This window comes from Paenibacillus sp. EB106-04-04-XG159, from assembly GCF_058791835.1.
The window spans coordinates 276,159-291,268 of the sequence record NZ_JBYTDY010000003.1 but is presented as its reverse complement, the minus strand read 5'-3'; the positions used below and the strand labels follow the sequence as shown (position 1 = coordinate 291,268).

Annotated in this window: 14 protein-coding genes; 11 read left to right on the top strand and 3 right to left on the bottom strand. The window is 48.0% G+C overall.

Annotation, left to right across the window (positions count from 1 at the left end):
- Positions 1-78: 78 nt before the first annotated feature.
- Both AC3WTP_RS05565 and AC3WTP_RS05560 read right to left on the bottom strand, forming a co-directional pair.
- On the bottom strand, positions 79-1,386 hold the full coding sequence (locus AC3WTP_RS05565) for an MGDG synthase family glycosyltransferase (protein ID WP_492393591.1): 1,308 nt from the start codon (positions 1,384-1,386) through the stop codon (positions 79-81).
- An 80-nt stretch (positions 1,387-1,466) separates the two neighbouring features.
- Complete coding sequence (locus AC3WTP_RS05560) at positions 1,467-1,997, bottom strand: phosphatase PAP2 family protein (RefSeq protein WP_492393667.1); 531 nt, start codon at positions 1,995-1,997, stop codon at positions 1,467-1,469.
- Between the two features lie 747 nt (positions 1,998-2,744).
- On the opposite strand from AC3WTP_RS05560, the gene AC3WTP_RS05555 reads away from it, so the two are divergent.
- The 6 genes from AC3WTP_RS05555 (at position 2,745) to AC3WTP_RS05530 (ending at position 7,498) form a co-directional block, all read left to right on the top strand.
- The gene (locus tag AC3WTP_RS05555) at positions 2,745-3,983 is read left to right on the top strand and encodes a glycosyltransferase family 2 protein (RefSeq protein WP_492393590.1); all 1,239 of its coding nucleotides are present in this window, start codon (positions 2,745-2,747) and stop codon (positions 3,981-3,983) included.
- A gap of 247 nt (positions 3,984-4,230) precedes the next feature.
- Entirely contained in the window at positions 4,231-4,731 is a 501-nt protein-coding gene (gene infC / locus AC3WTP_RS05550; RefSeq protein WP_492393589.1) for a translation initiation factor IF-3, read from the top strand.
- A 72-nt stretch (positions 4,732-4,803) separates the two neighbouring features.
- The gene (rpmI, locus tag AC3WTP_RS05545; protein ID WP_492393588.1) at positions 4,804-5,004 is read left to right on the top strand and encodes a 50S ribosomal protein L35; all 201 of its coding nucleotides are present in this window, start codon (positions 4,804-4,806) and stop codon (positions 5,002-5,004) included.
- A gap of 77 nt (positions 5,005-5,081) precedes the next feature.
- A complete protein-coding gene (gene rplT, locus AC3WTP_RS05540; RefSeq protein ID WP_492393587.1) occupies positions 5,082-5,441 on the top strand; it encodes a 50S ribosomal protein L20 in 360 nt (119 codons plus the stop codon).
- 191 nt (positions 5,442-5,632) lie between these two features.
- Complete coding sequence (locus AC3WTP_RS05535) at positions 5,633-6,700, top strand: nucleoid-associated protein (protein ID WP_492393586.1); 1,068 nt, start codon at positions 5,633-5,635, stop codon at positions 6,698-6,700.
- Positions 6,701-7,111: 411 nt separating this feature from the next.
- Positions 7,112-7,498 carry a hypothetical protein gene (locus AC3WTP_RS05530; protein WP_492393585.1) on the top strand — a complete coding sequence of 129 codons (387 nt, stop codon included), beginning with the start codon at positions 7,112-7,114 and terminating at the stop codon, positions 7,496-7,498.
- 80 nt (positions 7,499-7,578) lie between these two features.
- On the opposite strand, the gene AC3WTP_RS05525 is transcribed toward AC3WTP_RS05530, so the two are convergent.
- Entirely contained in the window at positions 7,579-8,016 is a 438-nt protein-coding gene (locus tag AC3WTP_RS05525) for a GNAT family N-acetyltransferase (protein ID WP_492393584.1), read from the bottom strand.
- A gap of 562 nt (positions 8,017-8,578) precedes the next feature.
- Here AC3WTP_RS05525 and ilvB point away from each other — a divergent pair.
- The 5 genes from ilvB (at position 8,579) to selD (ending at position 14,916) form a co-directional block, all read left to right on the top strand.
- Positions 8,579-10,324 (top strand): biosynthetic-type acetolactate synthase large subunit, encoded by a 1,746-nt coding sequence (gene ilvB, locus AC3WTP_RS05520; RefSeq protein WP_492393583.1) that lies wholly within the window; start codon positions 8,579-8,581, stop codon positions 10,322-10,324.
- Complete coding sequence (ilvN, locus tag AC3WTP_RS05515) at positions 10,324-10,821, top strand: acetolactate synthase small subunit (protein ID WP_492393666.1); 498 nt, start codon at positions 10,324-10,326, stop codon at positions 10,819-10,821. The genes ilvB and ilvN overlap by 1 nt, the downstream gene beginning before the upstream one ends.
- A 143-nt stretch (positions 10,822-10,964) precedes the next feature.
- Positions 10,965-11,957 (top strand): ketol-acid reductoisomerase, encoded by a 993-nt coding sequence (ilvC, locus tag AC3WTP_RS05510; RefSeq protein WP_458567103.1) that lies wholly within the window; start codon positions 10,965-10,967, stop codon positions 11,955-11,957.
- Positions 11,958-12,075: 118 nt separating this feature from the next.
- Positions 12,076-13,623 carry a 2-isopropylmalate synthase gene (locus tag AC3WTP_RS05505; protein ID WP_492393582.1) on the top strand — a complete coding sequence of 516 codons (1,548 nt, stop codon included), beginning with the start codon at positions 12,076-12,078 and terminating at the stop codon, positions 13,621-13,623.
- A 225-nt stretch (positions 13,624-13,848) separates the two neighbouring features.
- Entirely contained in the window at positions 13,849-14,916 is a 1,068-nt protein-coding gene (gene selD, locus AC3WTP_RS05500; RefSeq protein ID WP_492393581.1) for a selenide, water dikinase SelD, read from the top strand.
- Positions 14,917-15,110 lie beyond the last annotated feature (194 nt).

Sequence of the window (15,110 nt, the reverse complement as noted above, 5' to 3'; positions counted from 1 at the left end):
TCTATCCGCAGAGCGAATGCTCGTGGATAGAACCATTTTTGTACTAAGCAGCGCAGTTGCGCTTAGCGATTGTATTCTCTAGCGAGGATCGACCTCAGGATTGTCTTGATTGTGCTCGCGTTCAACGCTGTTTCCCATCTCGCCAACAACCTTGACTATATCAACAAGGTCATTTTGCTTAAAATTGTACGAAACCTGCATACCCAACGCTTGAAGAATCGTCTCAGCGCAGGCCCATTGATCATAACGAGCCGCATTCTGTTCATACTGACGTCTGCGACTGCTTACCTCATCGTAATTATGGATGAGCATGTTCATCCAGTGAGTTATCGTGATCGGTGAAGTAATCGCTTCGGCATATCCCTTGGTCGTAAAGTAGAGACTGTTCTCTTCTTCTTGACCAGGAAGCGGACTGTAGAACAGCATCGGAATGCCCTTCGCAAGCGCTTCTGTACATGTCATGCCGCCAGGCTTCGTAATTAATAGATCGGATACATCCATCAGCTTATCGATCTCATTCGTGTATCCTATGATATGCACGTTCGGGTGTCGATAGCGCGGATTCTGAAGCAGTCTCCGATGCAACTTCTCATTATTTCCAATGCAGAAGATGAATTGAATCTCATTGCTCCAACGCGTTAGAAGCTCATTGGTTTGCTCCGAATCCATCAATCCCCATCCGCCGCCCATAACGAGTATGGTAGGCATTTCCCGCAAGCCGTACTGCTCCCGAATGATCAATTTAGAGTAGAGATCGTGCTTGTCAGAGAACTTGGGATGCACCGGAATTCCCGTTACATGGATAAGATCAGTCGTTACACCGTGTCCCATCAGCTTATTGCGTACTTCAGGAGTCGATACTAAGTATTTGGATACTCCAGAGCTTACCCAAGAACCGTGCGCATCATAATCCGTTATTAGCGTATAGAGCGGCACCTTCAAACCATGTCGACGCAGACGTGATACGACTGCATTCGGAATAGGGTGCGTGCACACGATCATATCAGGCTTTAATTGCCGCATGACAGACATCGCGTGTGTATAAAATAGCCGATGAAGCGCCATTGAAGTCAGTCTATTGATCGAACGTTTATATTGAGTCTTATACATAAAACCAACGAGCTTAGGCTGTATGCTTACCGTTTTTCGATAGGCTTCAATGATTAACGGTGCTGTATTAGGGTTTAAGAAACTGCCAAGTTCCATCACCCTGGTCTGAACATGGGGCGACAGCTTGCGCAAGCTGACGGCAAGAGCATGTGCGGCTTGGGTGTGACCCGCGCCAAAGCGTTCAGACAATAACAAGATGCGTTTCTTCTGTGATCCCGCTTGCTGATGCGTCCTTAGATCCTCTGCCTCAGCGGGAGATGGAGCATCGTTCTGCATGATCGTCACCTTCTTCATCATATTATGATACTTTAACTCAGCGCTTAGTACGTTCATCAATAATAATGAGCCGTGACTTGTCAGACAGGCCAGAGTACAACAGTTCCAACCGCGGACAACGTGCCGAGTGCAGCGCCTGCCAAGCAATCAGAAGGATAATGCAGTCCAAGATACATACGAGATAATGCAACAATAAGTGCAATTGGCAGCAGGAGCCAGATTAAGATCGGACAAGCTAGCATGATAGGAACTGTTACCGAAAATATAGCCGTAGTATGTCCTGACGGGAAAGAATGATCGATAAGCGGCTTCCTGAATGTGATAATATTAGGCAGCGCTAGGTGCGGCCGAACTCTTGGATACAGCTTCTTGATCATCATCACGGGAAGATGGCTTATTCCAAGAGCAGCCAAGGCCTGCCAGCCGATCGTGTTCCAAGGCTCCGGGGCTAACAGCCCCAGCAGAACGGTAAAGATTATCGTGAAGGTGGCGCCTCCTAGATGTGTCAGTGTATACAAGGTAACATTCATGAATCGGTTATTTAATCGATGATTAATCCATAAGAAGAATTGACGTTCTCTCTGTCCAAGCCGCGAGATGAAACGGGTCATGGCCATCGTTATCCCTCCGTTTATGCGGGAATCTATCTATATCGTATCAACGTAACATTATCAGAAGTTGAGGGGATTGTGAATTTTATTTAAATGTGACCCTTATTTTCATTTTACCTCAAACCTTGGATGTGGCAACATACTATTCTTAGGCAAATCACTTCAGTTTCACATTACAATTATTGAAATATTTGAACTCCAAACAACAGGGACTTGAGAATCATCTTCCATATAATCTGTATGAATTACACCCTATTTGGGAAAAATATGCCCTGTCCAACTGCTTCGTACATTGACCAAGAACGGTCTGTTTCCTATATTTGGTTAAGCAAGTAAGAGGTGGTTGCAACCTTTGACTGACCTGCTTCGTTTAATTTTGTAAGCCTAAGAGCCTGAATGTGATTTCGCACAATTATTTGACAATAACAGCGTAAAGGGGGTCTTTAGCCGCAAAAAGGACGAAATTGAATGAAAATGTAACGAACTGGAGCTATATTGCTCAATATCATGCTGTTTTGCTCGACTTTAATGGGGAGGAAGCAGTAGAAACGCTCTGAAAGCCAATAAAAGGTTTTGACAAATGCGGCTAAAAGATAGAAAATCGTGTTCGACCGTTTTATTTTGAAGCTGATAATAGATAATATATAAAACATAGCTCACATATAGAGCGGCTCTGGTCCTGATCACACATAGAAAGATGACAGGTCTATGTTCCAAGGGGTATATTATAAAGGGGGACATCAACTAATGATGGACAAATGGCTAGTTGCTTTGCAAGTGCTGCTGGCGGCAGTAGGGGTGTATCAATTCTCTTTATCGCTGGTCGGCATTTATCGCAAGAAGCACTATACACAATACGAACCAAAAAACACATTTGCAGTTCTCGTTGCTGCACATAACGAAGAAAAAGTAATCGATGCGTTAATGGATAACCTGAAGCATCTGGATTATCCGAAGGACATGTATGACGTGTTCGTGATCTGTGACAATTGCACAGATAAGACAGCGGACATCGTTCGCGCTCATGGCTGGAATGCTTGCGAGCGTCATAATCCGAATCAACGCGGTAAGGGCTTTGCAATCGAGTGGATGCTGAGCAAGCTGTGGGAGATGCCGAAGCAATACGACTCTGTCGTGATGCTGGATGCGGACAACCTGATCGGTGACGACTTCCTGCGTCATATGAACAATGAGCTGTGCTCCGGCGCACGCGTCATTCAAGGCTATATCGATACGAAGAACCCGACAGATTCTTGGGTTACGGCTGCATATGGAGTAACTTACTGGTACTGCAACCGCTTGTGGCAGCTGGCACGTACGAATCTGAAGTTAGCGAACTTCCTTGGCGGTACAGGCATGTGCTTCGAGACTAACCTGCTGAAGGAAATGGGCTGGGGCGCAACAAGCCTCGTTGAAGACTTGGAGTTTACGGTTCGCTGTGTCAAGCACGGCGTTAACCCGGTATTCAGTTATCGCGCTCGCGTATATGACGAGAAGCCGCTCACGTTTAAGGCTTCCGCTCGTCAGCGCTTGCGTTGGATGCAAGGTCACTTCACAGTAGCTCGCCGTTACTTCTTCCCACTGCTCTGGCAGAGCCTTAAGGAGCGCAACCTGGCGAAGTTCGATACAGCGCTGTACACGACCAATGTTTACACCGTTCTGCTGACGCTGTTGTTGTCCGTATACATTTGGGTGGACGCGGTATTCTTAAACGGCCCGAACTTCCCAACCTTGTATGAATTTATCCCTGCGTGGCTCGCGGTTGCCTCTGTTGTGCTATCAGGAGGATTGTTCGTACTGGCGCTTGTACTGGAAGGCGTTCGTTCATGGAAAATTTATGCGTCGCTAGTTACTTTCCCGATTTATCTGCTGTCATGGTTTCCAATCACGTTCTATGCGTTCTTCACGCAGAACAACAAGGTGTGGAGCCATACTGAGCACTCGCGCGTCGTGCGCCTTGAGGAAGTTCACGGTAAGCAGGGATAAAATTTTGAATCCGCTGTTGACATTGCTGAAGTGCATATGATATAGTACTTGAGTATGTTAATTCAAAGCAGAAGCGCCCGCTTCTCACCTGACCGACACTTGTTGGCTGGTTCCGGATATAACCGCTCCATGCGGTTCTCACACGTGAAACTTTGTGAGGGATGTGGGCTCTTTTGTAGCCTACATCCCTCTTTTTGATGAAAAGGGAAATTGAATTTGGAGGTGCTACGTCATTAGCAAGGAACATTTGATCAATGATGAGATTCGTGCGAAGGAAGTTCGCTTGGTTGGAGCAAACGGAGAACAGATTGGGATTACACCATTCCGTGATGCACTACAGATGGCTATCGATGCCAACTTGGATCTAGTAAATGTGGCTCCACAGGCGAAACCGCCAGTATGTCGCATTATGGACTACGGAAAGTTCCGTTACGAGCAGCAGAAGAAGGAAAAAGAGGCTCGTAAGAACCAGAAGGTTGTCGATGTCAAGGAAGTGTGGTTCCGTGCAAATATCGATGAACACGACTACCAAACGAAGCTTCGCAATGTGGTAAAGTTCTTACGCGACGGCGACAAAGTAAAATGCTCCGTTCGTTTCCGCGGCCGTGAGATCGCACATGCTGAGATTGGTAGACGCGTTCTGGAACGTGTGAAAACGGAAGTGGCCGAATTGTGCACGATTGAGCGTCTGCCGAAGCTGGAAGGCCGCAGCATGATAATGATTCTGGCACCGAAGACGACCACCTAGGTTAAGGTGCAACGCGCTTACCGCTTATCTAAGCGGTAAGCGGGGACATTTAATATTGAGGAGGACATAATTATGCCTAAAATGAAAACACACAGCAGCTTGAAAGGCCGTTTCAAAATTACGGGTACAGGTAAAGTTCGCCGCTATAAAGCTGGTAGAAACCACTTGTTGTCCCACAAATCTGCACGTGCGAAGCGCGTTCTTGCAGGCAACCCTGTAATGGCAGCTGGCGATGTGCGCCGTATTAAGCAGCAATTGGGTAACCTGAAGTAATTTATTCGAAATAACATGCCGTATGTTTAGCATGCGGTACTACTATACGTACACGAATCGATTGGGAGGTATTCAACATGGCACGAGTTAAAGGCGGATTTACAACACGTCGTCGTCATAAAAAAGTATTGAAATTGGCTAAAGGTTACTTTGGCTCCAAACACCGTTTGTTTAAAACAGCTAACGAGCAAGTAATGAAATCCTTGCTTTACGCATATCGCGATCGCCGCACGAAGAAACGTGACTTCCGCAAATTGTGGATCGCTCGTATCAATGCAGCAGCTCGTATGAACGGTTTGTCTTACAGCAAATTCATGCATGGCTTGAAATTGGCTGAAGTTAACATCAACCGCAAGATGCTTGCAGACCTGGCAGTGAACGACATCAATGCGTTCAACTCCTTGGCAGCAGTTGCAAAAGAGAAAGTTAACGCGTAGTTCAGAGCTTCTGAACCGTGTTGCAATAACGTGCGCCTTATAGAATAAGCGATGGAGATGATCCAGCGTTGCCTCTATAAGGCGCATTTGTGTTTTATTCGCTTAACTCGGTTAAGGATTAGGAATTGACCTGAACCTATATGTCAATTACAATTCCAATACGAATAGTTATTGCAGAGAGGAAGTAAGCCGTGATCGATGTATCTCAAATTAACATTCATCAGCTTGTTATTCACAAGGTAGGAAGCTCAGCGCGCGATGAGGGCGTTGTGGTATCACAGCAATTGAGTGATGTGTCGGATGATGAGGTGCTGCGCCAAGCGTTGACTCATTATTTCGTCCGTCCATTCAAGTTTGATGTCTTTAACCAATTCCAGCATGATGCGGATCTTCAGCTCAATGAAGTGTATACGTTTGCCAGCCGAATATTTTATCAGCCGCAATCATTCCATGAGCAGTCGGTTCACATACTGAATCACTTATATGCACAGTCAACACACCCGCAGATTAAGCCTGGCGATCTCTATATCGCGCACTTTACGAATGTGTTATATGGTAACTTCAGCGTCGATGCGATCGGCATTTTTAAGTCGGAGAATAAAGATACGTTCCTGCAGGTGAAACAGCAGTCGGCGAACGAACTGGGAGTATCTGTTCAAGAAGGCGTGAACATTAAGAAGCTGGATAAAGGGTGCTTGATCTTCAATATCTACGCGGATTCCGGTTTCCGAGTATGCATCGTGGATACGGGCAGCCGAGCTAATGACGAGGCGCAGTATTGGAAGGAGGACTTCCTGCAGCTGAAGCTGGTAGAGGACGAGCATTATTATACGGATGCGGCAATTCAGATGTGCAGCGAGTTCTATGACAGTGTCATCGCGCCAGAGGCCGAGCAGCCGGAGAAGAAAGAGAAGCTGGAGTTCATCAACAGCACGATGGAATACTTTGCGAAGAATGATACATTCGAGCCGGAAGCCTTCGTCGAGACCGTACTCCCGGAGCGTCCTGAACACAAGGAGATCTTCAAGGCGTATAAGGAAACATACGAAGAAGTGAACGACCTGCCTCCATTCGACGCTATGCCGATCTCACAGGTAGCGTTGAAGAAGGTGAAGCGGACGATTCAGAACAATATACGCACCGATACCGGCATCGAATTGAAGCTGAAAAATGAGGAAGCCTTCCCTTATCTGGAGCGCGGCTATGACGAAGAGCGCCAGATGTATTATTACAAAGTATACTTCAACGCGGAAGAATAGCGCGGGATGCCCGCTAATGATGAAAAGACCGTTCGCAGAGCAGCGAACGGTCTTTTTGATTCATTAAATTAACCAATGGTTAAAAAAAGAATTGCTCGGAATTGGTTCTATCCGATGCGAATAGTCTCTGTCTACGTTATAAAACGGATATCCCTTGCTGTTAGAGATAGCCTTCAGCATGTCCTATCGTTCTCGTCTCTATCAGGTCATAAGATGCAAGTTATGAAAATCCATATGCATCGATACTAATTGCTAGAATTGGTCTTGAGTTAAGCTTGTCACGCATTGTGAAGCATTGGATTAACCACTGCAGACTCTAGTTTGGTTTGTGAAATAATAGGATATTCATACAATCAGATAGAGTAGAGCGGACATATTGTATAGGGTACGTATGTTGAAGGGGTGGTTCTTATGCGCAGGGTATCGAAAGAACAGGCCGCGAAGTGGGTAGGCGAGCACATCCGTGCAGTTCGCAAGGACGGATCTGTTGTAACAGGCAGACTTCTTGAAGTATCTGGAAATAGACTTATCTTGGAACAAAGAACGAGTAAAGGCGCTGGGACGAGAGCGTTACTGGCGCTTGCGCTTTTCGACTTACTAGCAATAGGTACGCTAGCAGGCGGTTCTTTTGGCAATGGCGGTTTTGGCGGAGGATTTGGCGGCGGACCGTTTGGATCCGGTGGTAACGGTGGTTTCGGCGGCTTCGATAACGGCTTTGGTGGAGGATTTGGCGGTGGATTCGGTGGCGGATGCGGGTGCGGGTGCGGGTGTGGGCCATCTGGCTGCTTTCGAGATTAAAAATAGAAATCAGCAGGTCGTGTGAGGACACGAGAGCGAGCACGCAGCCCGGAGCCGGGGACTCCGGGCATACATACATGTCACAATGCTTTTTCCATTTCATAGCATTTAAGGTCAGGCAGGTAACGAGTCACATAATATCCAGCGCGCTCGTAGAATAGACGAGCCTGTTCATTCCCGAGGTCGTACAACAGAATCGCGGTATGACAATAACTCATACGACCATCAGATTCCGCCTGAGCGAGCAAACGGGATCCAATGCCCTTTCGCTTCGAATCATGCTTGACAGCGATCAGATCAATAATCAATTTGTCTTGTATGACAAGGAGGTGAACGAAACCAATTACACGGTCATGCTTGTCGGTTTCTACATAGGTGATGCCGCGCTTTAAGCGGAACGGCAGCTCCTGTTTCACTTGTTCTCCATGGATTGTATTTTTCGATACAGGTATTAATTCTGTGGCAACCAACTGCAAAATATCACTGTCATCTTGACTCGGATCCCGAAGTCGAAGCATAGTCATTCCTCCGGATTGTAAGCCTGATTTCACATATCTGGGATGGCTTTACAGCATCCATGTTGAGATATCGTATGAAGAAGTGAATGCAATTGGCACAATAATATTTTAAAAACGACCTATTGACTCGGTTAAAGTGTCGGACTATAATGTTCCTAAACATTCGGTAACACGAACAGCAATATTATCCAACGGCTATGAAGAGGACGAAGACTTAGGGCTCTATTGAACAGAGAGCGTGCGGAGATCAGCTGAAACTGACGCCAATACCCCTATGATCGAGCTCACCTCGGAGCTGTTCTTCTGAAACGATGACGAAGATCCAACCATTAGCGTTCTTCGATCATACACATCGAATTAGGAAGAATCGTCAGACGCGCGTTAGGCGTCGAAGTATGCAGTGCGCATACTTCCGGAGGCTTCGCATTGCGAAATGTGAAGTGAAATCGGGTGGTACCACGGAAGATCAACCTTTCGTCCCTATTCAGCATTCTATTGGAATGGCTGTGCAGGGCGAAAGGTTTTTTTGTTAGCTTGATCAAGATATAAAGGAGGATGGCGAATGAGCGCACATAACACGTCAATGCGATCAAAAGAAGAATTACGAGAGAAATGGTCAAAGCCTGAGGTCATTACAGGCTCAGAAATCTTGCTCCGCAGCTTGTTGTTGGAAGGTGTAGAGTGCGTCTTCGGTTATCCAGGTGGAGCAGTGCTGTACATTTATGACGCGATGCACGGATTCGACGACTTTAATCACTTGCTGACACGTCACGAACAGGGAGCAATACATGCGGCAGATGGCTATGCCCGCGCAAGCGGCAAAGTCGGTGTCTGCATCGCGACATCGGGACCAGGAGCGACGAATCTCGTGACGGGCATCGCGACTGCCTATATGGACTCTATACCGCTCGTAGTTATCACAGGCAATGTGGCAACGTCACTTATCGGAACCGATGCTTTCCAAGAGGCTGATATTACGGGCATCACGCTGCCGATTACGAAGCACAGCTATTTGGTTCGCGACGCTGCAGACTTGCCAAGAGTCATTCACGAAGCGTTCCACATTGCGAATACGGGTCGTAAGGGTCCTGTACTTATCGACATTCCGAAAGATGTGTCCGCTGCTAAAATCAAGTTCAAGCCAGTTGATAAGGTCAATCTCCGAGGCTATAACCCGACAGTTCAGCCGAATAAGCATCAAGTGGATAAGATGCTGAAGGCGATCAAACACGCTGAACGACCAGTGATATTGGCTGGTGGAGGAGTTGTACACTCCGGCGCTCATGAAGAACTGTTGGAGTTCGTGAAGAAGACAGGAATTCCAGTGACAACGACATTGCTTGGACTAGGCGGATTCCCAAGCGGTCATGAGCTGTGGATGGGGATGCCGGGTATGCATGGTACCTACACGGCTAACATCGGAATTCAAGAGTCAGATCTGCTGATCAACATCGGAGCGAGATTCGACGATCGCGTAACAGGCAACTTGAATGGCTTTGCACCGCATGCTAAGGTAGTGCACATTGATATTGATCCAGCGGAGATCGGCAAGAACGTTCCGACGGATATCCCTATCGTTGGCGACATCCGCACGACATTGCAGCAAGTCAATACTGCAGTGAAGCACACCGATAAAGCGGAAGCGTGGCGAAGACAGATCCAGCAATGGAAGGCGGAGAAGCCGCTTCGCTATATCGATTCGGATGAAGTATTGAAGCCGCAATGGGTTATTCAGATGATCCACGATATGACGAAGGGTGAAGCCATCGTAACGACGGACGTTGGTCAACATCAGATGTGGACGGCACAGTATTATGGCTTCAATCATCCGCGCTCCTTTATTACATCAGGCGGACTTGGCACGATGGGCTTCGGCTTCCCGGCTGCCATCGGCGCTCAGATGGCGAAGCCGGATCGCGTAGTCGTCTCTGTGAACGGCGACGGCGGCATGCAGATGTGCGCGCAAGAGCTGGCGATTTGCGCGATCAACAACATTCCGGTCAAGGTCGTTATCATTAACAACCAAGTACTCGGCATGGTGCGTCAGTGGCAGGAGCTTATTTATGATAATCGCTATAGCCACATCGATCTTGCAGGCAGTCCAGACTTTGTAAAGCTGGCTGAAGCATACGGTGTACGCGGCTTCCGCGCCACGAATAAGGAAGAGGCGCACCAAGCATGGGAAGAGGCGATGAACACGCCAGGACCAGCCGTTGTTGAGTTCGTCGTAGCCAAGCATGAGAATGTGTATCCGATGGTTACGGCAGGCAGCACAATAGATCAGATGATAATGGGGGATAGCGAATGATGACAACAAAACATACCATCGCCGTTATTGTGAATGATCAGCCCGGAGTCCTCCAACGTGTGTCTGGCTTGTTCGGACGCCGCGGGTTTAATATTGAGAGTATTACGGTTGGAGCTTCTGAAGAGGTTGGATTGTCTCGTATGGTGATTGTTACATCGGGAGACGATCACACACTTGAGCAGATCGAGAAGCAGCTGTATAAGATTATAGATGTTATTAAAGTCATTTACTTAAGCTCACAGTCCATGGTGGGCCGTGAATTAGCCTTGATCAAGGTTAAAGCTGATCATAAGGAACGTCCTGAGATAATTGGCATCGTTGAAACGTTCCGAGCTTCAATCGTCGATATCGGTCCGACAACGCTGGTTGTTCAGGTTGTTGGGGATTCACCTAAGATTGAAGCGATGGTTGAGCTTCTGAAGCCGTATGGCATTCGTGAGATCAGCCGCACAGGCATAACGGCAATGATTCGCGGCTCGATAACGGATGCTAAGTAATAACGCATATATGCAATAACCACCCTCCAGATGAGAGGGTGTATGAAGGGGCAAGCGGAATTGCCTCTTCATACACCCGCATTCATCTGGGGACTAGCAATATATCTACTATAATGGAACTAATATGAGGAGGAATCATACGTATGGCAGTTACAATGTACTATGAAAAGGACGCAGACTTCGGAGTGTTGCAGAACAAAACAATCGCAGTAATCGGCTACGGAAGCCAAGGACATGCTCAAGCGCAAAACTTGCGTGACAGCGGTCTTCAAGTCATCATCGGACTTCGTGAAGGCAAATCCGCAGAGAAGGCACGCCAAGACGGCTTTGAAGTCATGTCCGTTGCTGATGCGACAAGCCGCGCGGACGTTGTACAAATCCTGATGCCTGATGAAACACAAGCATCAGTATATAACAATGAGATCGCACCTAACTTGAAAAAGGGCGCTGCGTTGATGTTCTCCCACGGTTTCAACGTTCACTTCGGCCAGATCATCGCGCCTAAAGACAATGACGTATTGCTCGTAGCGCCTAAGTCCCCAGGTCACCTTGTACGCCGTACTTATGTGGAAGGCTTTGGTGTTCCTGGCCTGATCGCGATCGAACAGGATGCGACTGGCAATGCGAAGGCAATCGGCCTTGCTTATGCGAAAGGTATCGGCTGTACTCGCGCAGGCGTTATCGAAACTTCCTTCAAGGAAGAAACAGAAACGGACTTGTTCGGTGAGCAAGCGGTATTGTGCGGCGGTATGAGCGCGCTCGTTAAAGCAGGCTTCGAGACATTGACAGAAGCAGGCTACGCTCCAGAAATGGCATACTTCGAGTGCTTGCATGAGCTTAAGCTCATCGTTGACTTGATGTATGAAGGCGGTCTTGCTACAATGCGCGACTCCATTAGTAATACTGCGGAATACGGCGACTATGTAACTGGTCCTCGCATTGTAACAGATGAGACGAAGAAAGCGATGAAAGAAGTGCTTTCCGACATTCAGCAAGGTAAATTCGCACGCGACTTCATCTTAGAAAACCAAGCTAACCGTGCATTCCTGACGGCAACTCGTCGCAACGAAGCTAATCATCCGATCGAAGTGGTCGGCGGCCAATTGCGTGAAATGATGCACTGGATTAAGAAGTAATCGTTGAACGATGCTCAGAGCATAGTTTAGTGAGGCGATTGCGTACTGCGTCCGCCCGTCGTAAGGCGGGTGGGCGTTTTTTATTATCGGAGACACGACGACATTGAGGAGGTACGGGATGCGTAAAATATATTTGTTTGATACGACTCTGCGTGACGGCGAGCAATCCCCGGGCGTGAACCTGAATACGAGAGAGAAGCTGGAGATTGCTCATCAGTTAGAGCGACTCGGCATCGACCGCATTGAAGCAGGTTTCCCTGCCGCTTCACCTGGTGACTTGGCATCTGTCATTGCGGTAGCAAGAGCGGTTAAGCAAGCATCGGTAGTTGCACTAGCCCGTTCACGTACTCAGGATATCGATGCTGCCTACGAAGCGCTGAAGGGCGCTCAAGACCCGAGCTTGCATCTGTTCCTGGCATCATCTCCGATTCATCGCAAGCACAAGCTGCGGATGACGAAAGAGGAGATGCTCGAATCAGCGGCAGCAGCCATTAAGTACGCGAAGAAGTATTTCAGCAAGATCGAATTCTCGCCGGAAGATGCAGGACGTACGGAGCTCGACTTCCTCTGCGAAGTGACCGATATGGCGATTAAGTCGGGAGCTACTGTCGTTAACATTCCAGATACGGTCGGCTTCCTGACTCCATATGAGTACGGAAATATATTTAAAATGCTGAAAGAAACAGTGCCCGGAATTGAGAAGATCCAATTGAGCGCTCATTGTCACGATGACTTGGGTATGGCGACAGCCAATGCGCTCGCTGCCATCATGAATGGCGCGGATCAGATCGAGGGTACGATCAATGGAATCGGCGAACGCGCAGGCAATACAGCGCTTGAGGAAGTGGCGATGGCGCTTGAAACGCGACAAGAGTTCTTCCAAGCGAAGACGACGCTCGTGCTCTCCGAGATCGCGCGCACGAGCCGCATGGTCAGTAAGCTGACAGGCATGGTTGTGCCGGGGAACAAGGCTATTGTCGGCGCTAACGCGTTCGCGCATGAGTCCGGTATCCATCAAGACGGCATGCTGAAGGAGAAGACGACCTATGAGATTATGTCTCCGGAGACGATAGGTCTGAAAGAAAGCAAGCTTGTGCTTGGCAAGCATTCCGGCCGCCATGCGTTCCGCGAGAAGCTGATTGATCTTGGCTATGAGCTTAATGAAGATCAGCTTAATGTGGCATTTGCTAAATTTAAAGACTTGGCGGACAAGAAGAAGGAAGTATCGAACGAAGACATTCTAGCGATGATTGAAGAGAAGCTAATCGATACGCCGGAAGTGTTCAAGCTGGACTATATGCATGTTTCGTATTCCAACCAGTCTGTTCCTACCGGGTCCGTACGCTTGTTGACACTGGAAGGCAATGTACTGGAAGGGTCGGCAGAAGGCAACGGCTCCGTAGATGCGATCTATAATGCAATCGATCAGGCTTCCAAGGAAGCTGTTGAATTAAGCGATTATTCCATCAAGTCGGTTACTCACGGCAAGGATGCCTTGGGTGAAGTGCACGTTGTCCTTGATCAGAATGGATTGTCCGAACGAGGCCGTGGTGTCAGCACCGATATTATTGAGGCGAGCGCACGCGCATACGTTGATGCGCTGAATCGTCTGATTGAGAAGCGGAAGACTTCTACAGGTCGACGTGATAAGATGAGCCTGATTTAGCGATCACATAATGGAAGAGACTGCACGTTCTGTCTTGCATGACGGAGTGTGCAGTCTTTTTTGCATTTAACTACTAATTTCCATTTTTTAAAACGGGGAGTAAGTTTCTTCGTTATATTCAACTTGATTCATTCGAGGGAAAGCAGTAAGGTAGACTGTAGGATGAATATGTATTGATAGCCTATGGGGCTGAATCATGCATATAGAGCAAAGGATTGGTGATTGGTGTTGGAACATAAAGCAAATGTTAGATTAACTTCTCTATCTCATAAAGGCGGTTGCGGATGCAAGATCGGCCCCGCTGATCTGATGCAGGTGTTGAAGGAGCTGCCGCAGAGCGAGCCTCACCCCGACCTGCTCGTTGGACTCGAGACTAGTGATGATGCAGGCGTGTATCGACTGAATGAAGAGATGGCGCTAGTTCAGACTGTCGATTTCTTTACGCCGATTGTGGACGATCCCTATTCATTTGGTCAGGTAGCGGCCGCGAATGCGCTTAGCGATGTATACGCTATGGGCGGCAAGCCGCTGACGGTGTTGAATATTGTGGCGTTTCCGATCTCTACGCTGGATAAGTCTATTCTGGCAGATATATTACGCGGCGCGGCTGATAAAGTGCGCGAAGCGGGTGCTACACTCGTCGGAGGGCATTCCATCGATGATCAGGAACCGAAGTTCGGCCTTGCAGTAACTGGCTTGGTTCATCCGGAGCGCGTCCGCAAGAATGCGGGAGCTCAGGCTGGAGATCGCTTGATTCTGACGAAACCGATCGGAGTGGGCATTTCGACTACAGCCTTAAAGAATGGACTGCTGACTGATGCAGAGATCGATCGCGTGACGCAAGTGATGGCGACGCTCAATAAGACTGCTGCTGAAGTAATGGCTGATTATCGCGTTCATGGCTGTACGGATGTAACTGGCTTTGGATTGATGGGTCATGCGATGGAGATGGCTAAAGGCAGCGGCGTAGGGCTGAGTATTGAAGCCGAAAAGGTTCCATTCTTGGGACGAGTTCGTGAGTTGGCAGAGCAAGGCACAGTTCCTGGAGGTACGAAAAATAACTTCAAGCACGTTCAGGACAGCATTGAGTTTGATGAGCGGCTGGATCAGATCGCGCGTTGGATGCTGTGCGATGCGACAACTTCTGGCGGCTTGTTGATTGCTGTTCATCCAGAAGATGAGGCTGGCTTGCTCGATCGCCTGATATCTGCCGGAGTTGAAGCATCAGTAATCGGCACAGCGGTTGCTGATCATCCGGGCATGATTAAAGTTGAAGGCGGGCAGGTAGGATAATTCGTGCCTAACTAAAGCATTCATAGATCCACGTTCTTCTAGAGCGTGGATTCTTTGTTGTTGAATGTGTGCGCCGGCTTGTCATCATATGCAGAACATTGTATTTTGAAGCGTTAGGTTATGTAAAAGCGATTGATGTGGAACAATGGGGAAATATCAGTTAATCTAGTACTAATAACAGTTTCGATCCAAAC